The 24,261-nt window shown below is 46.3% G+C and carries 21 protein-coding genes; 9 read left to right on the top strand and 12 right to left on the bottom strand.

The window, feature by feature from the left end:
- Positions 1–52: 52 nt before the first annotated feature.
- Together cgtA and proB are read left to right on the top strand one after the other, a co-directional pair.
- Positions 53–1,102 carry an Obg family GTPase CgtA gene (cgtA, locus tag Q7V21_RS10175; RefSeq protein WP_304917233.1) on the top strand — a complete coding sequence of 350 codons (1,050 nt, stop codon included), beginning with the start codon at positions 53–55 and terminating at the stop codon, positions 1,100–1,102.
- A gap of 2 nt (positions 1,103–1,104) precedes the next feature.
- On the top strand, positions 1,105–2,235 hold the full coding sequence (gene proB / locus Q7V21_RS10180) for a glutamate 5-kinase (protein WP_304917193.1): 1,131 nt from the start codon (positions 1,105–1,107) through the stop codon (positions 2,233–2,235).
- 71 nt (positions 2,236–2,306) lie between these two features.
- On the opposite strand, the gene rpsT is transcribed toward proB, so the two are convergent.
- On the bottom strand, positions 2,307–2,567 hold the full coding sequence (gene rpsT, locus Q7V21_RS10185; protein WP_136554862.1) for a 30S ribosomal protein S20: 261 nt from the start codon (positions 2,565–2,567) through the stop codon (positions 2,307–2,309).
- A 108-nt stretch (positions 2,568–2,675) separates the two neighbouring features.
- On the opposite strand from rpsT, the gene Q7V21_RS10190 reads away from it, so the two are divergent.
- Together Q7V21_RS10190 and Q7V21_RS10195 are read left to right on the top strand one after the other, a co-directional pair.
- Positions 2,676–3,455 carry an exodeoxyribonuclease III gene (locus Q7V21_RS10190; protein WP_304917234.1) on the top strand — a complete coding sequence of 260 codons (780 nt, stop codon included), beginning with the start codon at positions 2,676–2,678 and terminating at the stop codon, positions 3,453–3,455.
- A gap of 55 nt (positions 3,456–3,510) precedes the next feature.
- The gene (locus tag Q7V21_RS10195) at positions 3,511–3,678 is read left to right on the top strand and encodes a DUF6435 family protein (RefSeq protein WP_304917194.1); all 168 of its coding nucleotides are present in this window, start codon (positions 3,511–3,513) and stop codon (positions 3,676–3,678) included.
- 807 nt (positions 3,679–4,485) lie between these two features.
- Here the strand turns inward: Q7V21_RS10195 and recQ are convergent.
- Entirely contained in the window at positions 4,486–6,612 is a 2,127-nt protein-coding gene (recQ, locus tag Q7V21_RS10200) for a DNA helicase RecQ (RefSeq protein ID WP_304917195.1), read from the bottom strand.
- Positions 6,613–6,791: 179 nt separating this feature from the next.
- On the opposite strand from recQ, the gene Q7V21_RS10205 reads away from it, so the two are divergent.
- Together Q7V21_RS10205 and Q7V21_RS10210 are read left to right on the top strand one after the other, a co-directional pair.
- The gene (locus Q7V21_RS10205; protein WP_304917196.1) at positions 6,792–7,139 is read left to right on the top strand and encodes a cupin domain-containing protein; all 348 of its coding nucleotides are present in this window, start codon (positions 6,792–6,794) and stop codon (positions 7,137–7,139) included.
- Between the two features lie 676 nt (positions 7,140–7,815).
- Positions 7,816–8,538, top strand: coding sequence for a site-specific DNA-methyltransferase (locus Q7V21_RS10210; protein ID WP_304917197.1), 723 nt, complete (start codon positions 7,816–7,818; stop codon positions 8,536–8,538).
- Here Q7V21_RS10210 and Q7V21_RS10215 read toward each other — a convergent pair.
- The 3 genes from Q7V21_RS10215 to dinB all read right to left on the bottom strand — a co-directional run bounded on the left by Q7V21_RS10215 (position 8,522) and on the right by dinB (position 11,455).
- The gene (locus Q7V21_RS10215) at positions 8,522–9,778 is read right to left on the bottom strand and encodes a DUF6575 domain-containing protein (protein ID WP_304917198.1); all 1,257 of its coding nucleotides are present in this window, start codon (positions 9,776–9,778) and stop codon (positions 8,522–8,524) included. The two genes, Q7V21_RS10210 and Q7V21_RS10215, sit on opposite strands and share 17 nt — an antisense overlap.
- On the bottom strand, positions 9,775–10,164 hold the full coding sequence (locus Q7V21_RS10220) for a hypothetical protein (protein ID WP_304917199.1): 390 nt from the start codon (positions 10,162–10,164) through the stop codon (positions 9,775–9,777). The genes Q7V21_RS10215 and Q7V21_RS10220 overlap by 4 nt, the downstream gene beginning before the upstream one ends.
- A 202-nt stretch (positions 10,165–10,366) precedes the next feature.
- Entirely contained in the window at positions 10,367–11,455 is a 1,089-nt protein-coding gene (dinB, locus tag Q7V21_RS10225) for a DNA polymerase IV (protein ID WP_304917200.1), read from the bottom strand.
- Between the two features lie 144 nt (positions 11,456–11,599).
- Between dinB and Q7V21_RS10230 the strand changes: the two genes are divergently transcribed.
- The 3 genes from Q7V21_RS10230 to Q7V21_RS10240 all read left to right on the top strand — a co-directional run bounded on the left by Q7V21_RS10230 (position 11,600) and on the right by Q7V21_RS10240 (position 14,221).
- Positions 11,600–13,150: an MFS transporter gene (locus Q7V21_RS10230; RefSeq protein ID WP_304917201.1), complete on the top strand. Its 1,551-nt coding sequence runs from the start codon at positions 11,600–11,602 to the stop codon at positions 13,148–13,150.
- A gap of 12 nt (positions 13,151–13,162) precedes the next feature.
- On the top strand, positions 13,163–13,753 hold the full coding sequence (locus Q7V21_RS10235; RefSeq protein ID WP_304917202.1) for a hypothetical protein: 591 nt from the start codon (positions 13,163–13,165) through the stop codon (positions 13,751–13,753).
- Positions 13,754–13,840: 87 nt separating this feature from the next.
- Entirely contained in the window at positions 13,841–14,221 is a 381-nt protein-coding gene (locus tag Q7V21_RS10240) for a nuclear transport factor 2 family protein (RefSeq protein WP_304917203.1), read from the top strand.
- 24 nt (positions 14,222–14,245) lie between these two features.
- Here the strand turns inward: Q7V21_RS10240 and ppnN are convergent, their stop codons facing one another.
- The 7 genes from ppnN to Q7V21_RS10275 all read right to left on the bottom strand — a co-directional run bounded on the left by ppnN (position 14,246) and on the right by Q7V21_RS10275 (position 24,249).
- Positions 14,246–15,607 (bottom strand): nucleotide 5'-monophosphate nucleosidase PpnN, encoded by a 1,362-nt coding sequence (gene ppnN / locus Q7V21_RS10245; protein ID WP_304917204.1) that lies wholly within the window; start codon positions 15,605–15,607, stop codon positions 14,246–14,248.
- A 162-nt stretch (positions 15,608–15,769) separates the two neighbouring features.
- Positions 15,770–17,566, bottom strand: a complete 1,797-nt coding sequence (gene atzF, locus Q7V21_RS10250; RefSeq protein WP_304917205.1) for an allophanate hydrolase — start codon at positions 17,564–17,566, stop codon at positions 15,770–15,772.
- On the bottom strand, positions 17,563–21,159 hold the full coding sequence (gene uca, locus Q7V21_RS10255) for an urea carboxylase (RefSeq protein WP_304917206.1): 3,597 nt from the start codon (positions 21,157–21,159) through the stop codon (positions 17,563–17,565). Before uca ends, atzF begins: the two co-directional genes overlap by 4 nt.
- Positions 21,160–21,245: 86 nt before the next feature.
- Entirely contained in the window at positions 21,246–21,884 is a 639-nt protein-coding gene (locus Q7V21_RS10260) for an urea amidolyase associated protein UAAP2 (RefSeq protein WP_304917207.1), read from the bottom strand.
- Positions 21,885–21,906: 22 nt separating this feature from the next.
- Positions 21,907–22,647, bottom strand: a complete 741-nt coding sequence (locus Q7V21_RS10265) for an urea amidolyase associated protein UAAP1 (protein ID WP_304917208.1) — start codon at positions 22,645–22,647, stop codon at positions 21,907–21,909.
- Position 22,648: 1 nt separating this feature from the next.
- Positions 22,649–23,425, bottom strand: a complete 777-nt coding sequence (locus tag Q7V21_RS10270) for an ABC transporter ATP-binding protein (RefSeq protein WP_304917209.1) — start codon at positions 23,423–23,425, stop codon at positions 22,649–22,651.
- Positions 23,422–24,249 (bottom strand): ABC transporter permease, encoded by an 828-nt coding sequence (locus tag Q7V21_RS10275; RefSeq protein WP_304917210.1) that lies wholly within the window; start codon positions 24,247–24,249, stop codon positions 23,422–23,424. The genes Q7V21_RS10270 and Q7V21_RS10275 overlap by 4 nt, the downstream gene beginning before the upstream one ends.
- Positions 24,250–24,261 lie beyond the last annotated feature (12 nt).

The following is a 24,261-nucleotide window of genomic DNA, read 5'->3' on the forward strand; positions in this document are numbered from 1 at the left end:
ATGCGGGGTTTTTTGTTTGTGGCAATTATTAAAAAATTATCTGGTCGGCAGTATGAAATTTGTTGATGAAGCGAAAATAAAAATCAGCGCGGGTGCCGGCGGTAATGGTTGCCTGAGCTTTCGTCGTGAAAAATATATCCCTTTCGGTGGTCCGGATGGTGGTGATGGTGGCGACGGTGGCGATGTGTATTTGCTGGCAGACACGCAAGTAAATACGCTGATTGATTTCCGCTATAAACGTAACTTTAAAGCGCAACGCGGTGAACATGGTCGCGGCAAACTATGCAGTGGCGCCCGCGGTGAAGATTTAATTATCAAAGTACCGGTTGGCACCGAAGCCTGGGATGAAGACACCAATGAGTTAATTGGTGATTTAGCTAAGCATGGCGATAAACTGATGGTGGCAAAAGGTGGCTGGCACGGTCTGGGCAATGCCCGTTATAAATCCAGTATCAATCGCGCTCCACGTCAAACATCAGATGGAACTCCAGGCGAAGAACGCACTTTGCGTTTGGAAATGAAATTACTGGCTGATGTTGGATTGCTGGGTTTACCCAACGCCGGAAAATCGACATTTATCAGTCAGGTTTCTGCCGCTCAGCCCAAAGTAGCTGATTATCCGTTTACTACATTGCATCCAAACCTTGGCGTGGTAACGCTGAAAGATGTGCGCAGCTTTGTTATTGCCGATATTCCCGGTCTGGTGGAAGGCGCAGCAGAAGGCGCCGGTTTAGGTATCCAGTTCCTGAAACATTTAACGCGCACTCGTTTGTTATTACATCTGGTTGATATGGCACCCGTTGATGTAAAACAGGATCCAGTAGAAAGCGTTAATATCATTAACCGTGAATTACTTCATTACAGTGATGCGCTGGGCAAGCAGCCGCAGTGGCTGATTCTGAATAAAATGGATTTGGTTCCGGATGATATCCGTGACGAACTTACACAGGAAGTCTTGACTCGACTCAATTGGCAAGGCCCAGTCTATAAAATCAGTGGACAGACTGGTGAAGGTTGCACAAAGTTGTGTGAAGATATCATGCAATATCTGGATGATTTACGTCAGAGTGAGCAGCCTCCCGCTAACCCCATTGAGGAATAATTGTGGAACATCCGCATCAGCAACTTTTATCAACCAAACGTTGGGTGATTAAAATTGGTAGTGCTTTATTGACCAAGCCTGGAGAAGGTTTGGATGTGGATCGCATTCACTGGTTAAGTGGTGAAATCGCCGAGTTAAGAAAGCAGGGCAAAGAAATTGTATTGGTCACCTCCGGATCCGTTGCTGCAGGTATGCAGAGACTGGGTTGGCGTCGGCGTCCACATGCTTTGCATCAATTACAAGCCGCAGCCAGTGTCGGTCAGATGGGTCTTATCCATGCTTACGCTACTGCTTGTGAGCAACATGGTATTCATACTGCCCAAATTCTACTGACCCATTCTGATTTAGCCGATCGTGGCCGTCATTTGAATGCCCGCAGCGCATTACATACTCTTTTAGAAATGGGCATTCTGCCAGTGGTTAATGAAAACGATACCATCGCGACCGATGAAATTCGTTTTGGTGACAATGACACGTTAGCGGCAATGACCGCCAATCTGGTTGAAGCCGATGTGTTGGTCATTCTCACCGATCAGGATGGCTTATTTGATAGTGATCCGCGTTTAAATCCCAATGCCAGAATGTTGGCAGCTTCCGCAGCCAACAATCCAAATCTCGACGGTATGGCCGGTGATAGCAAAGGTGAATTAGGCCGTGGCGGTATGGCAACCAAATTAGCAGCGGCCAGACGTGCAGCTCGCTCTGGTGCGACCACCGTGATTTTATCTGGCAAACATCCGTTGAATTTACGTCATCTGGCAGCAGGGCAGGGCGTTGGCACATTATTATGGCCGGATATCAAACCGATTAAAGCACGCCAGCAGTGGCTTGCCGGACATTTGATTCCCAAGGGCCGATTAATGTTGGATGATGGCGCCGTAGCAGTAATCAAACAGCATGGTCGTAGTATTTTACCGGTAGGTGTACGTCAGGTAGATGGTCAATTTACCCGTGGTGAGCTGGTTTTATGTACCGACTTACAGGGGCGTGAAGTGGCCCGTGGTCTGGTGAATTACAATGCCGATGAAGCCGTAAGAATTATGGGACAACCCAGCCAGGCGATTCAAAGTTTGCTGGGATATGTTGATGAGCCAGAGTTAATTCATCGTGATAACTTGGTTGTGACCGGATAAACCAGAAAATTACAGACATAAAAAAACCGGCAAGAGCCGGTTTTTTTTAGCTGATTCTATAGAACAGTCAATTACATTGCGCGGACAGCGTTATTTAAACGACTTTTGCCACGAGCAGCTGTATTTTTGTGGATGATGCCTTTGCGAGCCATACGATCCAGAACTGGTACAGCCGCTTTAAATGCAGCAACTGCTTGTTCTTTATCACCAGCGATAATCGCTTTTCTAATTGCTTTTACTTTAGTACGCATCGCAGAACGCTGACTAGCGTTTAACTGACGGCTAACTTCTGCCTGACGGGCGCGTTTCTTTGCTTGTGCTGAGTTTGCCAAAGTGTTTCTCCTAAGAATCAGCTATTTGTATATGAACCGGGCATTATCCTGATTTTGCTACCATTTGTAAATGGTATGATGCTTTCTTTTTTCAAGTACGAGTGAATGATGCGAATTATAACAGCGAATTTGAATGGGATCCGAGCCGCTGCACGAAAAGGATTCTTTGTCTGGTTAACCAAGCAAGACGCGGACGTAGTGTGTATTCAAGAGACTAAAGCGCAAATACATCAACTTGAAGACAATATTTTTACTCCGGAAGGCTACCATTGCTATTACCACGATGCAGTTAAAAAGGGTTACAGCGGTGTGGCCATTTACAGTCGACAAAAACCGGACGAAGTCATCACAGGTATGGGTAACGCTGAATTCGATATTGAAGGCCGTTATATCGAAGCCCGATTCGGTAAGCTCAGTGTTATCTCGTTGTATCTGCCGTCAGGTACCTCTGGTGATGAACGCCAACAAGCCAAATACCGTTGCATGGCTTTTTTTGAAAACAAAATGCAGGAAATGAAAGATTCGGGCCGGGATTACATCATTTGCGGCGATTGGAATATTGCCCATAAAAATGAAGATATCCGAAACTGGAGAGGCAACCAGAAAAACTCCGGCTTTTTACCAGAAGAACGTGCCTGGCTGGACAAGTTGTTTTACGAGATGAATTTTGTCGATGCGTTTCGTGAACTACCGCAAGCCGAACATGAGTACACCTGGTGGTCAAACCGCGGCCAGGCCTGGGCTAATAACACAGGGTGGCGTATTGATTACCATATCCTGAGCCCAAGCTTAAAAGGCAAAGTCAAAGCCAGTGACATATATCGAGATGAACGCTTCTCAGATCATGCACCGCTGACTATTGATTACGATTACGAACTCCCAAAATAATGAACTTTCCTGGTTTGTTTCTCTCTGATTAGCACCTATCACTGAGAAACAAATCATGTTTTCATTCTTTAAGTCAGACCCGGTCAAAAAACTGAAAAAGCAATTAGCTGAAAAACAGCATCAGGCAATGTTGGCGCAACGAAATGGTGATATGCGAAAGTTTGCTGTGCTTACTGAGGAATCTCAGGAGTTGGTGGATAAAATTAAGCGGCTTGAATCTTAATCCAGGGTAGGTTGGGTTGAGAAACGAAACCCAACAATCTGATTAATATTTTTGACCTTGTCGCTGCCGCTGGGCGTTCATTTATTTTGCTTGCCCATAAATTCATCAGGAATGAATTTGGATGCCGGAGGCACCCGAAGGGCGAGCGACATGTATGTCGCGAATCAAAATAAACGAACCAAACAAAAGGGCATATACGGTTCACATACATCGGTAACAGTTTAATTCAACTACATGGGTTACACCCGAATCGCCCCATAACTTGTATTGTGACTTCCAACTTAGCAATGTCGGACTAAAGCCCGAGTTCATTTCTTTTGTTTGCCCAAAATAAACGAACCAAACAAAAAGACAGCCCATGCTCGCCCTGCGGGTTCCCTGCGCTTCTCGATCTGGTCGGGCATGACGGAAACTCCCTTCGGTCAAACAACCGTCATGTTGATCCGACCAGCTCTGCGATGCTCGGCGTCGCATAAGGGCGTTAGGGAAAACCGTTGAGGTTGGCGACAAAATCCCCTTTTGTGTTGACGAGTAGCGGCTTTTTGTCAGGATTAGAGACTTACCTGTTTGAGCGAAGCGAGTTTGGTGAGTCTCCCTGACAAAAAACGCAACGCAGTGAAGCCGCAGGCCAACACAAGGGGTGCCCTTGGGTTGTTAGGGAATTGGGCACGCAATTCCCTGACTCGCATTCATGCGAAATCTGAGTGATGAAGTCCTTCGGACTGGTTGGGGATAGCAATAAGCTGGTTCACGGCATCCACGCCATTCCCTAGACAGCTTCTGCGTCAAACTTAGCTGCTGAAAATATTAATAAATCGAAGCCCTAACACAACGAATAACCCCATAATCATAGGCTTCATCCAACGCTTCAAAAACGTTTTTTAAGCTATCAGCTTCATCACCTAATGATTCAATGGTCGAGATGATTTCATTGAATTCGTTATCTTGCAGATCCAGCACATTTTTAACATCCAGCAGCCCGGCTTCAATGCCATCTGACAGATGACTGTATACCGTGCTGACTTTTAATTCGCGTTGTTTGGCAATCTGCTCGGGATTCAAGCCTTGTTCATGCAGCATCAACGTCTGATTCACCGTGTCACGTAAGCCGTTATTCAATAATTCCGATAACGGATATTGCTGGACCACGGCCAAAAACTGCTGACCATAACGCTCCAGCTTTTGGGTGCCAACCCCGGAAATACGTGACATAGCTTGCATATCGCCAGGGCGGGTCTGACACATTTCCTGCAGGGTGGTGTCATGAAAAATGACAAATGGCGGCACGCCATTTTGCTTGGCGATATCAGAACGTAACTGGCGTAACGCTTCCCAGAGCTCCTGATCCTGAGGTCGCACGGCGGATTGTTTTTTATCCTTTTTATTGAGCGTTTGTTTGGCTTGTTGTTTGCGTAGCAGTAATTTTTGCTCGCCGCGTAAAATTGCCCGGCATTTTTCAGTCAGACGCAGCGCTCCATAGCGATTGATATCAATATCAAGATAGCCGGTGGCAATCAGTTGGCGAAAAATACCGCGCCACTGCGTGGCTGTGAGATCTGCACCAATACCAAAAGTGGTGAGCTGATCATGCTGATTGGTTTTGATACGTTCATCATCGCTGCCAATCAACACATCGATTAAGTAATTCACCCCAAAACGCTGGTCAGTTCGATACACACATGACAAGGCTTTTTGAGCAACTTCGGTGGCATCAAAATGTTCTGGCGGATTCTGGCAGTTGTCACATTGGCCGCAGGTTTCTGGTGAGACTTCATCAAAATATGCCAACAAAGCATGTCGTCTGCAGTGAATGGATTCGCATAAACCCAGCATGGCATCCAGTTTGTGATGTTCGACCCGTTTGATAAGGTCCGGCGCATCGGAATTCTGCATAAACTGGCGCAAGGTGATCACATCCTGCAGGCCGTAGGCCATCCAGGCATTGGCTGGCAAACCATCACGGCCAGCGCGGCCGGTTTCCTGATAATAGGCTTCGATATTTTTTGGTAGATTCAAATGCGCTACAAAGCGCACATCGGGTTTATCAATGCCCATACCAAAGGCAATGGTGGCGACAATAATCACGCCTTCTTCGCGCAAAAATCGTTGCTGATGCTGCGCTCGCATTTGTGACGACAAACCGGCGTGATAAGGCAAAGCAACCCGACCTTGATCGGTCAGCCACTCGGCAATGGCTTCGACTTTTTTCCGCGACAGACAATAGACAATCCCGGCGTCATTGGCATGCTGACTTTCAATAAACTGCCAAAGCTGTTGTTTGGCCTGATTGGCTTCAGCAATTGCGTAAAAGATATTACTTCGGTCGAAACTGTTCAGATAGACATTGGCATCGTGCAGGTTGAGTTGTTCGATGATTTCAACACGAGTGCGTTTATCGGCTGTGGCGGTCAGGGCGATACGCGGGATAGTTGGAAAACGTTCATGCAGCATGCTCAGCTGCTGATATTCGGGCCGGAAATCATGACCCCATTGCGATACACAATGCGCTTCATCAATGGCAAATAGCGATACCGGAATACGTGACAGCATCGCCAGCGTACGTTCATTTAATAAACGTTCGGGTGCCATATACAGTAAATCGATCTGCCCGGCTTCGAGCTGCATTTCAACATCACGGGCTTCGGCTGCCGATAAACTGGAATTCAAAAAAGCCGCGTTTACTCCCAGTTGTTGCAGCGCCATCACTTGATCCTGCATTAAGGCAATCAGTGGTGACACAACGATTCCAGTGCCAGGACGGATTAATGCCGGAATCTGGTAACACAAGGACTTACCGCCACCGGTCGGCATCAGTACCAAGGCATCGCCTCCGGCAATCACATGATCAACGATTGTTTGCTGGTTATGACGAAAAGCACTGAAACCAAATACGTTTTGTAACACTTCCAGCGCGGGTTGCCCGACGGTTTGCATAAGCACTTCAAATGAAAAAGGAAAGGGGCATTATGGCAAATTGGCCTTGTTTTAACATGACAGACGGTCGATAAATTCGGTTTATCGTTAAAAGGCAGGCAAAATAGGCCCAGCAAAACACAATGAGTCATCCCAAATCATTCAAACTTTGGGAGTAAATCTAAATTTTAGGAAGATAAATGAAAGAAATTACAGTTGATAGCAACCCTAGTGCAGCACGTTTAAAAGAATTGGGCGTTGCTCACTGGCCTACATGGCAAAAAGAAGTCTCTGTCTTCCCTTGGGCATTTGTAACCACAGAAGTAGCGTTTATTGTTGAAGGTGAATGCGTCATGACACCTGCTGATGGTGGCCCCGCAACGACATTCAAGGCCGGTGATTTAGTAGTATTTCCGAATGGTTATAAAGGTACTTGGGAAGTTAAAAAAGCTTTGAAGAAGCAATTCAAGCACAAGGATGGCAATTTTGTGAAATGTGCTCTCAGCCGTTTTAAAATTTTGAAAAATCGCTTTAAATCAAAATCTTAAATTAATCCATGTTGCTTGTTAGATTTGGATAAATGCAATTAATCTCAACAGAAAGCTGTCATTCCCGCGCAGGCAGGATTTAAAACAGTGGGTGTTGGATTGAGGAACGAAACCCAACAATCTGATTGAGGTTTTCGACTTTGTCGCTGCCGCTGGGCGTTCATTTATTTTGCTTGCCCAAAAGAAACGAACCAAAGAAAAGGGCAGCCCATACTCGCCCTGCGGGTTCCCTGCGCTTCTCGATCTGGTCGGGCATGACGGAAACTCGCTGCGCTCAAACAGCCGTCATGCTGATCCGACCAGCTCTGCGATGCTCGGCTTCGCATAAGGGCGATCAGGGAATGAATGTTCAGTTAAGTCCCCGAAATCCCCTTTTGTGCTGCCGATAAAAATGGCTGTCTCAGGAGCAGAAATCGGAATGTTTGAGCGCAGCGAGTTTTTTCGATTTCCCTGAGATAGCCATTTTTATCGGGAAGCCGCAGGCCAGCACAAGGGGTGCCTTTTCTTTTGGTTCGTTTTCTTTGGGCAAACAAAGAAAATGAACTCGCCCCATAGGGCGAAACTTTGTGCCAAAAACATTTTGATTTTTTGGGTTTCGCAAGCTCAACCCAAACTACGGGCTTTTGGGAATGTTATGGTCTGTGACATGTGTATAATTTCATACACAAAATATTAAATGGAAATGCCAACTTTGAATACAAGGCTTGATAGTCCAACACATGAAACGTATCAATTAAGTAGTGAAGATGCTGTTCATTGGCTGAAAAGTCTTGAAGGAGGATCTGTTGATTTAGTCATAACGGATCCTCCATACGAGTCTTTGGAAAAACATCGAAAAATCGGTACAACCACTAGACTAAAAAATAGCAAATCATCTAGTAACCCATGGTTTGAAATTTTTCCAAACTCAAGATTTGAAGAGCTTCTTATTGAAATTTATCGAGTACTCAAAAATAACAGTCACTTTTATCTTTTTTGTGATCAAGAAACGGCTTTCTTTATTAAACCAATAGCGGAGTCTGTTGGCTTTAAATTTTGGAAACCAATTATATGGGACAAAATGGCGATTGGCATGGGATATCATTATCGAGCGAGATATGAATTTATTTTGTTTTTTGAAAAAGGCAAGAGGAAGCTCAATGATTTATCTATTCCAGACATATTGAGCGAAAAAAGGATTTGGAGAGGATACCCTACTGAGAAGCCGATAAATTTAGCTAAAACACTGATTCTTCAAAGCACTTCCGTCAGGCAAATGGTTATTGATCCATTTTGTGGCGTCGGTTTTGTGGGATGTGCTTCTGTAGAATTAAATAGAATATTTAAAGGAAACGACATCAACTCTGACGCGGTCGGCATAACTAAAAAAAGAATAGATACGATTAAACAAATTCTTTAAATTTTCTTACCCATGCTTTAAGCGTTTGTGCTCTTCTACTGCTTGTCGAATCACTAAGTCCATTGCAGTTATGAATAAGGAATTCGGTGGCAGTTTCTTCGTTGATATCGACAATATTATTCACATTCTGATTTCTCATCCAAAGGAACCCACATTCTGTTTCCTCGAACTGCCGTTGAATAACGTTAATGTATTCTTGCTCGGTTGGAGAGTGAAGAGCCTTGGCACCGATAGGAGTAAGTTTCGAGTAATCATGGATTAAACCTAATATTTCACATGCATCCCTGTAATAACTTACTTGTCGTGGAGCCATATTTAACAACTCAGATGTTACAAATCCGTTTTGCTCTAATATTTGTAGATACAATTTAAGCCTTTCTAAGCTATCAGCTTGAGGCACCATTGTACTGTCTAAATATGTTCCAAGCCTATCGCTCACTTCTTCAATTAACTCTTCAACATATTGATGAGTAAGGTCTACGACTGGTTCGGTAGACTCTTCATCTATGAGTTGAATATTTAATTTATTAGATAATATGAGTGAAAATAATCTGTGAACAGTTCTTAGGTCTATATCTTTATTGTCTAATGCCTCAATAAACTCTTCTTTACTACTAATCTTTATTAAAGCTTCATATCCCTTTGTTTTGAACTCTTCTAGGTTATCGGCTTTAACTCTATATACGAATGAGCCAGCCAAGGCATCTTTTGCAAAAAATTGGGATGACAAGTCGAAATTTTTTAAATAGTTTTTGCAAAAACGACTAAATGCTTCTGATACTTCATTTAATGTTTCGGAAACGATATCGTTGTTGTTATTTTTGGCTATGCGAATCCGATGAGTATGTTTGCGTTTCCCATCAACATTAATATTTTCACTAATGAAAATAGTATTATTGGGTAATAAAAAGGGTAGATTTTTTGATTTCTGCTCTTCTTGTAGTATCTGGCCGGTCTCAAGATCCTCTTTCAGAACTAATATTCGAGATTGGCCAGTTTGTTTTATAACATCAATTATAGGAATGCTTTTTTGTTCAAGTTTATTGGCTCTCTCTGCAGATACCGGAGTTATAAGCCATCTATCGTGTGTATCATCACAGCCCAGGCTATAACAAAAATAAATTTGATCATATTCGTTTAGTGCACTGAATATAATCGGTTGGTCATAGAAGCTATAAACATTGTGATAATACAATGTTCCGAAGCAACATCTCTTGAATTCAAGATCAGATTTTTTCATATTAATTCAAAACCATTTGGGAATTGGCCCTCATATAACCACACAGTAATATGCTTGCTTTTCCTCAAGGCTAGACCGTGATTTTCCAAGATATATCCAGCAGCAACTTCCTCATTTTTAAATCTCTCAGGACTTTCTTCTTTTTTTGCTCTGATTGCATTTTCTGAGTTAAAAAATGACGTGCCATAAAATTCCGGCTTATTTCGTATTTCATCTCTATTAATCAGATGTTTTTGTTTAGGATCTTTATAGCTTGGAAGAAAGTCATCAGCAACAGGGGGAGAGTTTTGAACAAATCTAAAAAGATATGCCTCAATTGGGGTTGCGTTTGAAGGGGGAATAGTTAAGTGTGTGGGATAATCTTCCGGCCACTTATTTTGTGTCATTCCATAACCTCCATCCTTATCAAAGCTAGGGAATAATAAGTGGATAAACCATTAATTTCAATATATTTTCAGTTGCAGTTTTTACAAGGTGAGCATTTGACTTACAACTATTAACTCAGGTTTTTGATTTCAATACTACAACCATCTCAGATTAATAGCTGATTATAGTTTTTGATAAATGGAGAATTATCAAAAATATCGTTTACTTCCAGGTTAACTTAAAATCCAACTGCGCCTGCCTCTTTTCAACAGTCACCGGCAAATCAAACCCACTCAAACTCAACCCCACCAATCTAACCGGTTTATCACCAGCCTCCGTCCGTGCTAATAATTTCGGAATCCATTCCTGCAAATCAGCAAAGCCAATACTGTGTTCCAGCGTTTGTGCCCGAGTGACTTGTTGAAAGTCAGCGTATTTCACTTTAACGGTAACGGTTCTGCCTTGCATGTTGCGTTTGGATAAGCTTTCAATCACTTGTTCAGCGAGGCCCAACAGGATGTTGGTCAGCTCAGGAATGGAGAGAATATCTTCAGCGAAGGTGGTTTCTTTGCCTAGCGATTTTCGGATGCGTTGGCTGCGGACGGGGCGTTCGTCAATGGCACGGGCGATGTTGTAATAATACTGGCCTGATTTGCCGAATCGTTCGTTGAGTTCGGTTAAGGTTTTTTGTCTTAGGTCATTGCCGGTGTGGATGCCGAGATTTTTCATTTTGGCTTCGGTGGCGGGGCCGATGCCATGAAATTTGCCAATCGGTAGTTTGCTGACAAAGTCCTGGCCTTGTTCTGGGCGAATCAGATACAGGCCATTGGGTTTATCCATATCTGAGGCGATTTTGGCGAGGAATTTATTATAGGAAACACCCGCCGAGGCGGTGAGCTGGGTTTCGGCGAGGATTTCATTTTTGATGGCTTTGGCAATTAAGGTGGCGGAACCGTTAAAGGCTTCTGTGTAAGTGACATCCAGATAGGCTTCATCAAGTGATAGCGGTTCAACTTCTGAGGCATAGCGCCAGAAAATCTCACGGATTTTATCGGAGGCTTCCCGGTAGGCTTCAAAGCGGGGCCGCACAAAAATCGCTTGCGGACAAAGCCGATAAGCTCGCGCCGAAGACATCGCAGAATGAATACCGAATTTACGTGCCTCATAGCTGCATGCTGCCACCACCCCACGACTGTCAGGCTGACCGCCGACGATAAGTGGTTTGCCTTTGAGTTCGGGAAAATCGCGTTGTTCTACCGAAGCAAAAAAAGCGTCCATATCGACGTGTATGATTTTTCGTTGTTTGGCCATTGATATATGGTGTTAGTGAGTTCTCAGTATTTTCTCATAATCGCGGTGAAGATGTGGGGCAGATATTTCAATCTCGAACTGACGGACATTTCAGAGTGGATTGCAGGTGGCGTCAATGTTACTTTAGCGGATTAAACCTCATCAGTGAGCTTACGTTTGATTGCAAGTATCCGTTCCTGGCAGGAAAGTCTGCGGGCTTTTCTTACCCCACAAGTCGTGACTATGCTGTTTCTCGGTATTGCGGCGGGTCTGCCGTTATTACTGATTTTTTCTTCACTCAGTTTATGGTTACGTGAAGCCGGTGTTGACCGCAGCGCAGTAACCTATTTCAGCTGGGCGGCGTTGGGTTATTCATTCAAATTTGTCTGGGCGCCGCTGCTGGATATTCTGCCGCTGCCGATCCTGAATCGTTTGTTGGGTCGACGACGCAGTTGGTTATTTCTGTCGCAATTGATGATTATCACTTCGATTATCTTGATGGCGATGGTAGATCCGGCAACGCATTCCTTGACATTAATGGCTGTTGCTGCTGTTTTACTGGGTTTTTCTGCCGCGACACAGGATGTGGTGATTGATGCCTATCGTATCGAATCTGCTGATGTCCGTTTGCAGGCGTTAATGTCTGCCAGCTATATCGCCGGATATCGAATCGGTATGTTGATGGCCGGGGCCGGTGCGTTAATGCTGGCCAGTTATTTCGGTTCGGAAATGGGCGAATATGACTACCTGGCGTGGCGACAAAGCTATTTGATTATGGCGGCGCTGATGCTGATCGGGGTGGTTACCACCTTGTTAAGCCCTGAGCCTGAGGTGAATAAAAAGGTTCATGAAGATCGCAAGCGAGATTATCTGGGCTTGATGCTGACCTTTGCTTTATCCATCAGTGGTTTTATTGGCTGTTTTTACCTTACCGGTGATTGGGCGGTACAGGCGCGATTGCAATTACTTTCCTGGGTGAATAATGGCCCGTTGGCTGCTGTAGCAGTTGAGATGGTTCGTTTAGTGCTGGCCACCATTGTGGCGGTGATTATTGCCCGAATGTTGATATTAATGGGCTGGGTACAGAAGAGCATTGTGCATCGCAGCTATGTTGAGCCGGTGCAGGATTTCTTTAAACGCTATGGCATGTCGATGGCGTTGTTGTTGTTGTTGTTAATTGGTTTATATCGCATTTCCGATATCGTGCTGGGCGTGATTGCCAATGTGTTTTATCAGGATATGGGCTTTACCAAACCGGAAATTGCCACTGTGGTGAAAACCTTTGGTTTGTTTATGACCATTGTCGGAGGTTTCCTCGGTGGGATCCTGGCATTACGATTCGGGGTGATGCGAATTCTGTTTATCGGGGCTGTTTTATCTGCGCTGACCAATCTGTTGTTTATGCTGCTCGCGCAAATGGGCAACGATATCGTGATGTTGTATATCGTGATTTCTGCTGACAACCTGTCTGGCGGCTTGGCCAGTGCAGCATTTATTGCCTTTTTATCCAGTCTGACCAATATCTCGTTTACTGCGGTGCAATACGCCATTTTCAGTTCTCTGATGACCTTGCTGCCAAAAATTCTCGGTGGTTATTCCGGAACCATGGTTGAGAGCATGGGCTATGAGCAATTCTTTTTGCTCACGGCATTAATGGGCATTCCGGTGTTGCTGCTGATAGTTATGGCTGCCAGACGTTTTCGAATTGATGATTAGCTGAGCAATCGCATGTGGCGCTGGCTGTTAATTATCGTGGTGATTTTTTTCGGTTGGCGTCATTGTTCGACGGCTGAGATTCACTATGCCGCGCCAAACACTCTCATTGAGCAGGCACCGCTACAATCTGAGATTACCGGCATTTCACCCATTCTGGTGAAGAATTATGCCATTCAACCTGTTGCCGATTTCAGCCTTGAAGCCCGAGTATTAGCCAGAGAAGACTATCGTCTGGGCCGTGAAGCTGATTTATCTCCCACCGATTTGGTGTTGGGCTGGGGGAAGATGGCCGATCCCGACGTTGTAAAACAAATCAATATTCGCCAGTCCGGTCGCTGGTATTTTTGGCAAGTTCAGTCGTTTCCGATACCGCGTCGTCAGATCGAAATTCAAAGTGCCAATATGCATTTTATTCCGGCTGATGAAGAGGTCGGCAGAATACTCAAGCAGATAAGGCCCGGCCAATTAATCGCGCTGCAGGGTTATCTGGTTAATGTAAACGCTGAAGATGGATGGCGCTGGCGCAGTTCACTTAGCCGGGAAGATACCGGTGCCAATGCCTGTGAATTGATTTACGTAAAACAATTGAAAATCATTTCCTGACGGCGTTTTGAGCTGAGGGCTAACGGGAAATATCCCCGAAATGTTTATGGTATGTTGAGGTTTTGCATAAACCATCAGGAGATCCCCATGTCGAACACCGCTGTTTCAATCAGTGATTACCAAGCCATAGCCAGCGTGATCCAGCATTATATTGATGGCGCTATCTCAGGTAAGGGCGAACAAATGCGACCTGCTTTTCATCAGGATGCCACTATTTATGGTTATGTCGGTCCGGATTTATTTGCTGGGCCCATTCAGGGACTGTATGACTGGAATGATGAAAATGGTCCAGCCAAAGATATGAAATCAATCATTACCCATATCGATGTGGTTGGCACCGCGGCCAGCGTCAGGCTCGAATCAGATAACTGGACCGGTCATCGCTTTACCGATTTTTTCAATCTGCTGAAAATTGATGGCAAGTGGCAGGTGATGAATAAAGTGTTTCATCTGCACGACGAAAGTTAAACAGCCAGTCCCTAAGCTGCTGGATTAATCCAGCAGCTTGTAACACGGTTTGTAAGCATGTTCGTCCTGACCCAATTTCATCCGTTTTTCGCGGACAAATTTGTGTAACAGATCATCAATAGCGCGTAGCAGTTCGGGAGCACCGTTAATAACGTAAGGGCCATGTTTGGCCACTTCACGAATACCAAAGGCTTTGACGTTGCCGGCGACAATCCCGGAAAACGCCGAACGTAAGTTGCTGGCCAGTTCATGGCGTGGCATATCGGGAAACAAACGTAATGACGCCATGTTTTCATGAGTTGGAATAAATGGTTGTTGCAGCATCGGGTCGATATGCAGCTGCCAGTTAAAGTAATAGGCATCCTGTGATTCACGGCGAGCAGCATGGACGCTGTCTACTGACTCTCGGATGATATGACCAACGGTTGCCGGTTCACCAATCACTATTTGATACAGCTCAGCAATTTCATCACCCAGACAACGACGCAAGAATTTATCCAGCGTATCGAAATATTCACGACAGGATTCCGGGCCGGCAAATACCAGCGGAATACCTTGTTTGTTTTCCGGGTGCAGTAAAATGCTCAGCAAATAGAAGATTTCTTCGACGGTGCCGACGCCACCGGGGAACACAATAAAACTATGACCTAAGCGGACAAAGGCTTCGAGGCGTTTTTCAATATCCGGCATGATCACCAGTTCATTAACAATCGCATTCGGTGATTCAGAAGCAATAATGCCCGGTTCGCTGATACCAATATAACGACCGGTTTTAATTTGCTGTTTGGCGTGACCCACTGCCGCACCTTTCATCGGGCCTTTCATTGCACCGATACCGCAGCCGGTAATGATATCCAGATTACGCAGACCTAATTCGTATCCGACATGTTTGGCGTAATTATATTCATCACGAGGAATGGAGTGACCGCCCCAGCACACCACCAGATTGGGTGTTGTATTTGGTTTGATGGCATCGGCATTACGCAGGATCATAAATACGCTATCAGTGATCTGCTGAGATGTCGGCGAGGTTTGCTCTGCCAGAATTTTAAAATCGGTATAAACAATGTCACGTAGCGCTGATGACAAATGCTCCTGAATACCGCGAATAATCTTGTCGTCAACAAATGATTGTGCAGGCGCATTCTTGATTTCCAATACCACGCCACGCGATTGCGGCACCAGTTTGATATCAAAATCCGCATAGGTTTTAAAAATCTGTTCAGCATCATCCTGATGACTGTCGGTATTTAAGATTGCCAGCGCGCAATCGCGAAACAAACGATGCAGATCTGCACTGGTGTTACTGATGCGTTGGATCTCTTCCTGTGACAGCAGGTTTAATGTTCTTAACGGACGAATCGTGGTGTATTCAATTTTGTTCATAGACTTCTAGTGATGAAAAAGACAAACACACATACTCCCATTGTTGGCAGTGGGAATCAATGTAAGAGTCGATGAGGGCTAGAACAACTGTTGGTTTTTACTGGTACAAGAAAGCCGAGCCGGATTGATTCCGGCTTGGTCTCTTTTGAAAATGAAGGTGTTTTATCGCTGCTGAACGTAAGCGCGCCAGCTTTTGAGATGAGTGATATCCGTTGCCTCTTGAATCGCATATGGCTCACAGATAAAGCCTGTATACCATTGCTGATCAGCCAGTTGAATCTTGCCAATGCCTAATGGAGCAGGGATGCCTGCAACAAAAGAGCCGAAACTGGCGGTGGGCAATTCCCATAACTCGACTTCAATGGCTTCGCCATGCAGTTCATCGCGGATAAGTCCAGGACGCGCTGGCGGTCCGCCTGCCAGAGCATACAGACGATAACAGGGGGCAGTTTGGGTGGCACGGATAAGCTTGCCACCGCGTTCACTTAATTGCCAATTAAGTGGTTGTCCCTGTAGATGTGCGCCGCAGACGGCGACACGAATGCGATCCATTATTCCGGCATTTAAGCTGTGAGACTCTGGTAGTGGTGTACCGGTCGCACCTAATGGCAGTTTCAAATATTGCTGCAACCGATTGGCATAAGATAGCAGGCGAGTGTCACTGAAGGCTCTGGAAAACAGGGTCACGCCAAAGGGCATTCCGTTTGAGGTAAAGCCCGCTGGAGCAGCCACTGCGCTGCAGTCGAGCAGATTCATAAAGTTGGTGTAATAACCCAGCTGGCTGTTGAGCGTAATCGGATCAGCCAACACTTCGTCGATCTTGTAAATCGTCCCGGCAGTAGGCGTCAGAATAAAATCAACGTTTTCCAACATCGGTGAGACTTGCTGTTTGCAATGCTGCAGTTGGTATTCGGCGTTAAACAAATCCTCAGCTGAAGCTGTTTTATGGGTATCAAGAATTTGCTGTAAAACCGGCAACATGGCTTCGCGGTTGACAGAATCAGTCGCAATGCGTCGTTCGGCAACCCAAGGGCCTTCATATAACAATCTGGCCGCGGTCAGAAACGGTTCAAAATCAATTTTCTCACAGGTGCCGCCTAGCGATTTCAGTGTTTCAACGGTTTGGTAAAAGCCTGTTTCAATGTCTTTGTTACCAAAAAACTGCAATTGATCGGCTTGCGGGATGGCAAAAAGAAAGCTATCGGCTGCAATTTGGCCATAGTTGCGCCGATTGGTGTCCTTGTTCGGCCGGGAAAAGTCATCCTTGGCATCGTGGCTTGCGGTGACTTCGAATACACGATTTGCATCATCGGTGGTCAGACTGAAAATAGAAATACAATCCAGACTTTTACAAGCCGGTATCAGCCCATGATTACTCAATAGGCCGCGTGAAGGTTTCAAGCCGATAAGATTATTAAAGGCGGCCGGTACCCGACCCGAACCGGCGGTATCCGTACCCAAAGAAAAACTCACCAATCCCAATGCCACCGCTACTGCAGACCCCGAACTGGAACCGCCGGAAATATAGTCGGGATCAAAACTATTGTGGCAGACACCCCATTTGTCAGGAGAACGAACCCCGACCAGGCCGGTGGCAAACTGATCCATATTGGTTTTGCCAATCGGAATCGCTCCGGCAGCAATCAGTAATTCCACTACATGAGCGGATTGTTCGGCTTTGTAGCGAAAGGCTTCACAGCCAGCGGTGACATCGACACCGGCCAATTCAATATTGTCTTTGATCGCAAACGGAATGCCATACAACGGCAGATTGTCCGGCGAGTGGCCGATCAGTTTATCCAGATATGGCTGAATGGCTTCCCGCGATAACAGGCTTATCCAGATATTGCGATCGGCAAATGCGTTGGCACGGGCCAACACATCATCAATCAGTTTATGCGGCGATAGCCTGCCATCACGATAGGCTTTATGGATGGCATCAATGGTCATATCCATCATTGTGCCTCCCATTCGATGACTAATAGCCGATCACCCATGCTGACCTGTGCGCCTGGCTGGCGTTTTATTTCGGTGACCGTGCCCGATTGCGTAGCGGTTATCTGGATTTCCATTTTCATGGCTTCAAGGATCATCAGCACATCGCCTTCATTAACCGTTGTGCCGATTTCCACTTCCACCTTCCAGACACTGCAGTTAAGCGGGCTATCAACCGAAATGGCATTTTCCGGAAGCGGTGCGCTGGCTTCATCCACAATTTGCGGCTCACTGGCACTGTCAAAATGCAGCAGGCCATCACGTTTCCAGCGCTCAAGTTCCAGTTCAAAAGCCTGTTCCCGCTGGCGGGTAAAGCTGTCAATTGATTCACTGTGCTGCTCAATAAACTGGTTATAGCGCTTGAGATTGAATGTGGTTTGTTCAATCTTCAGTGGATAATTGCCTTGTGGAAAATCACGACGGATTTGCATCAATTCATCATGGCTGACTTCATAAAACTTGATTTGATCAAAAAAGCGTAACAGCCACGGCTGGGTAAACTCAGTGGTTTTCAGATAACGGTTCCACATCTGCAGCGTCCGGCCAATAAACTGATAGCCGCCCGGTCCTTCCATGCCATAAACACAAAGATACGAACCGCCAATGCCGACTGAGTTTTCAGCGGTCCAGGTACGGGCAGGATTATATTTGGTGGTGACCAGTCGGTGGCGTGGATCCATAGGTGTGGCAACTGGTGCGCCCAGATAAACATCACCCAGTCCCATCACCAGATAACTGGCTTCAAACACAATACGTTTGACTTCATCAACCGAGCTGAGCCCGTTAATGCGACGAATAAATTCGATATTATCCGGGCACCATGGTGCATTTGGGCGAACCGATTGCATGTATTTTTCGATGGCTTGCTGACAGGCTTCGTCATTCCAGGAAATTGGTAAATGTACGATACGTGCAGGCACATCCATATCTTCGATATTGCTGATTTCCTGTTCAGCTTTTTTGAGAATGCCGACCAGGGTTTCAAGCGAAATTTCCAGCCCATCATAGTGGATCTGCAATGAGCGGATCCCCGGCGTGAGTTCGCGTAAACCTTTGATATTTTGTTGCTGTAACCACAGCATTAACGCATGCACTTTAAAGCGCAGATTGATATCCAGAACCAGTTCGCCGTATTCGACCAGCAGATAATGATCACCTGCCAGCCGGTAGCAGACATCAATACCGGTTTCGGGGGAAATCAGCGTGTCATAGATGGGTGAGCCAATTGGTGTTGGGACAACCTCGACAACTTGAGGACTTAGCTGATCAATGGATGCCAGCTGTGCCCGCTCCATGGCTCTGGCGGTATCAATCGACACCGGAATAAAGCGAACGCTGTCACCAGCCTTTAATTGGCCTAGTTTCCATAGTTCTGCGGTAATCACCGTGGCCGGACAAACAAAACCGCCTAATGATGGACCATCGGGGCCAAGAATAATCGGCATATCGCCGGTGAAATCAATGGTGCCGACGGCATAGGCATTATCATGAATATTCGATGGGTGTAATCCGGCTTCACCGCCTGTGCTTCTGGCCCATTCGGGGCGTGGGCCAATCAGTCGGATGCCGGTGCGGCTGGAGTTATAGTGGATTTTCCAGTCAGTTTCAAAAAAGGTGTTGATATCGTGTTCGGTGAAAAAATCAGGCGCGCCATGCGGACCGTAAATCACTTTAATATCCCAGTGAGAAGTGATCTCTGGTTTCACATCAACTGCGAGTTTTTTAACCTCAACCTTGGGTGTTTCACTCAATAAATGGATGACATCGCCGGTTTTCAGGGTGCGTCCGACATGGCCGCCAAATTGACCCAGTGTGAATGTGGAACGTGAACCCAGATAATTCGGACATTGAATGCCACCAGCCACCAACAGATAAGACCGAGCACCGCTGCCTTTTATCTGGCCCAGCGTCAGTTTGTCGCCGCTATTCACTGCATGGATTTGCCAGCACTCAATCGGCTCATCATTGAGTTTGGCCTCGATGCTGGCACCGGTAATAATAATCTGGCTGCGACAGTTAAAAACCAGTTCCGGGCCGCTTAAGGTGATTTCCAGTCCGGCGCAGTCTTCTGTATTGCCCATTAAACTATTTCCCAAACGGAATGACCAGTTATCGTAAGGACCGGAAGGCGGAATGCCGATATCCCAGTAACCTTGTCTGCCCGGATAGTCCTGCACTGTGGTCATGGTACCCGGTGATAACACGCTGAAGGTGCTGGGTTGATAGACAAAACTATCCAGATAACGGGTGGTGATGCTGGCGGATAAAAAGGCTGCATCATTGAGAATATGGCTGAGGTAGTCGGTATTGGTTTCGATGCCATAAATACTGATTTGTTGCAGTGCTGATAGCAGTTTGGCATGTGCTGATTCGCGGGTTTCAGCATAGCTGATGACTTTGGCAAGCATCGGATCAAAAAACGGCGAGATTTCGATACCCGGTTTAATCCAGTGATCGATACGCAAATCTGGCAGTTGTGGAAAAATTACTTCGGTTAACAAACCGGCAGCAGGCTGAAATTTTTTGAACGGATCTTCAGCATATAAACGTACCTGTATTGCATGACCATGAGGCTCAGGTGCAACAGTGGGTAATGTATCAGCCTGCGCGCCGACTTCAATCATCCAGCGAACCAGATCAACCTGATAGATGGCTTCGGTGACACCATGTTCTACCTGTAAGCGGGTATTTACTTCCAGAAAGTAAAACTGATGCGACTGAGCGTCGTAGACAAATTCCACGGTGCCGGCACTGCGATAATTGACGGCGGCCATTAACCTGACAGCCACCTCATGCATCGCCTGTCTTACATTATCCGGAATATTTGGCGCAGGGGCTTCTTCAATAACTTTCTGATTACGTCGTTGGCTGGAACAGTCACGATCGCCCAAAGCCAAAACATGTCCCTGACCATCGCCGATAATCTGAACTTCGATATGCCGGGCCTGGGTAATGAATTTTTCGATAAACACGCCATCATTGGAAAAGTTATTGGCACCCAGCCGCTTCACCGAATTAAAGGCATTTTTCAGCTCATCTTCGTTATCACAACGGCTCATGCCGATACCGCCACCACCGGCAGTGGATTTCAACATCACCGGATAACCGATGGTTTCAGCCATCACCAGGGCCTGATCAATATCCTGCAACAATTCTGAACCGGGTAATAATGGAACCTCATTCTGCTGCGCCAAAGCTCTGGCACTGTGTTTCAGGCCAAAGGCTTCCATCTGCTCTGCTGTCGGCCCGAGGAAAACCACATCATTGCCCTCGCAAAGCCTTGCAAAGTCAGGATTTTCACTTAAAAAGCCATAACCGGGATGAATGGCTTCTGCACCGGTTGCTCTGGCGATCTCCAGAATGCGTTGCTGATTCAGATAGGTGTCTGTGGCGCGGCCTTCGCCAAGTGAAAAAGCTTCATCAGCCATGCTGACATGCAATGAATCACGATCCGCTTCGGCATAAATGGCAACGGCCTGAATACCCATTTGGTGAAGGGTGCGAATAATTCGGGTGGCAATGGCCCCGCGGTTGGCAATTAAAATCTTCTTGAACATGGTTTTATCATCTCAAGGCGTGGGTCGTCCCACATCAAACCGGCGCGTTTCAAGTCGTCTCAAAACACGTTATTGCTGTTGTTTGTTCAGTCCCAGATATAAAGGCCTATCGGTGTCGGGTTATAGGCGTTACAAGGGTTATTCAGTTGCGGACAATTGGAAATCAACACGATGACATCCATTTCAGCCTGTAATTCAACGTATTTACCGGCTTCGGAAATACCATCGGCAAAGGTTAAACCGCCCTGTTCGGTGACCGGTACATTCATGAAAAAGTTGATGTTATGGGTGATGTCGCGTTTGCTGATACCAAACTGTTCATTTTCAGCGACGGCCAGCATCCAGCTGTCACGACAGGCATGCATGGTTTTTTTCTCCAGTGCATAACGCACAGTGTTGGACTCGGTAGCACAGGCTCCCCCCAACGTATCGTGACGTCCACAAGTATCCGCAGCAATCGTTAGCATGGGATTGCCCATATTGGTGAGCAATGTGGTGCCAGCTGTCAGATAAATATTTTTCTGTTCACGGATGGTGTCCATAGCACTGTACCGCTCGGATGGATCGGCAAGGCTGTAAAACAGGATATCGGCTGCCTGATTACCATGCAGATCGACGATGCGCAGGGTCTGGTTTTTCAGCAGTGGTTTCATCCAGTAGTCGCCGGCCAATACTTCTTCGTATCGGGCTGCCTGGTCGATGTTCAAATGACTTTCTTTAATCACGATCTGTTTATCCTTTGAGCGTTTAATGATGTGCACACAGGTGATAGAGCCGGTTGTTTTCAAAACCGCGCCGGTTTTCAGCACAGGCATTCAGGCAAATATCATCTTCTGCTACCGCTGGTGAATTACGCAGTTGATAGGTAACCGGTTTTTTTGGGTAGCTTTCGGCGGTGCTCATCGGGTGAGGGCAGGTGTGCAGCATCACCAAAGTGTCCATTTCAAAGCGTAAATCCAGGTAATCGCCGGCTTTACTGTGATTTTCCACAAAGCTCAGATTGCCGAGATCATCGGCTTTGATGCAGCTGAAAAGATTCAGGTTGGCTGCCATATCGCGTTTATTCAGCCCGTATTTGGCTAATTCGACTAAAAAGGCATGCTCGCCACTAATGGTTCGCTCATTGCGAAACTGCTGATAGTCTTTGATTCCCCAGGTGGCTTCCATCAGCGCATTGGTCAGGTTACCGCCGACAGTGTCGTGCCAGCCCAGAGTATCTTCGGTGATGGAGCAAAAGATGCGGCCCATATCGGAATACAAGCAGTGACCTTTGGTGAGTTTGAAGGTGTGCTGACACTTCAGCGTATCGGGTGCGTTATAGCGTTCCAGCGTATTCTCCGGGTTGTAAAACAGCATGCCGACATTGGCGCCGCCTTCTTTATCTATCAGTCGAAGGGTAGTGCCTTTGCGCATCAGCATAGACCAGTGGGTCCCACCTGGAAGGGTGTCCTGATATAAAACGTCTTTGTCTTTAATTTGTTCAATCATTTCATTTTGCCTGTTGTGTTATCAACGTATCTTGCATGTCATACATGGTGTGTTTTCGTGAACGTCCAACGGGGATGTCATAGGTGATGGATGCGCCATAGCGGTTAGGCTGATCGGGATCATGGCGCTGCTTATCAAACACCAGCAGTTGGGTGCCCAAAGAGAAGCCCTCGGACAGATCATGGGTGATCATAAAAATGGTGATATTGGTTTCACGCCAGATCTCCAGAATCAGCTCATGCATATCGGAGCGAATACCGGGATCCAATGCCCCAAAGGGTTCGTCCAGTAATAGGATCTGAGGTTTTTTGATTAATGCCTGGGCGATTGCCAACCTTTGCTGCATGCCGCCGGACAGTTCGCTTGGGTATTTGGTTAAGGCATGACCCAGGCCGACTTTTTCCAGCAGGGCGATGGCGCGTTCACGAATGGCTTTACGTTTTTTGCCAAAGCAGCGACCAAATAATGGCGATTCTTTGAACTCTTCACCAAGCATCACGTTTTCTACGACATTGAGATGGGAAAACACCGAATACTTCTGGAACACAATACCGCGATCGGCACCCGGTTCATTGGCGATCGGCGAACCATTCAATAACAGTTCGCCGCGAGTCGGCTGCTCAGTGCCCAACAGCATTTTCAGAAAGGTGGTCTTGCCACAACCGGATGCGCCGACCAGCGTGACAAACTCGCCAGCTTTAACATCCAGATTGATGTTTTCCAGCACAATGTTGTCGCCGTACTCTTTCCACAGGTTTTTGATCTGGATATCGTTCATTTGCTTTCTCCCTGATCGGCCGAATGCCAGGGGAAGACGCTTTTTGATAAACGTCTTAACAGGAAGTCCATCAAGAATGCCAACAGCGTTATCCACACCACATAGGGCAAGATAATGTCCATCGACATATAACGCCTGACCAGGAAGATCCGATAGCCCAGGCCTTCGGTGGCCGAGATGGCTTCTGCTGCTATCAGAAATAACCACGCTGAGCCCAGACTCAAGCGAACCGCATCAATCAGTTTCGGTAATACCTGTGGTAATACCACACGTAGAATCAGTTGCCAGCTATTCGCTCCGAGGGTTTGGGCTTTAATGATGATTTCATGTGGTAATGCCATCACCCTGAGCTGCACATCACGGATCAGAAACGGTGTGATCCCAAGCACAATCAGCATCACTTTGGAGAGTTCGCCAAGACCAAAGATGATGAACAATATCGGCAGGATGGCTAACGGCGGTACCAGCGAAATAATGGTGATGACCGGCGCTATTCCCGCTCTGACGAGCGGGATAATGCCGATCAGAATGCCTATAATCAGACCGCTCAGCGCACTGATTCCCACTCCAAGCCCTAAACGTTGCAAGCTGGCAGTGGTATCAGCCCATAACAAATACTCACCAGTCCGTTTACTGGGTTCAAATGCCATCGTTGTAATCGCATTCACAAACGATTCAAACGACGGCATCAATTTATCATTTGGGTTGATTGCCAGCCGTTCATTTGAAAAGTAGCAATACACCATCGCAATCACAATGAATGGCAACAGGCCCAGAATGCACTTGCCGATCACCCCTGGTCGCTGGTTGATTATTCTCTTCACGAGAATCTCCCT

The organism is Methylophaga sp. (assembly GCF_030651745.1).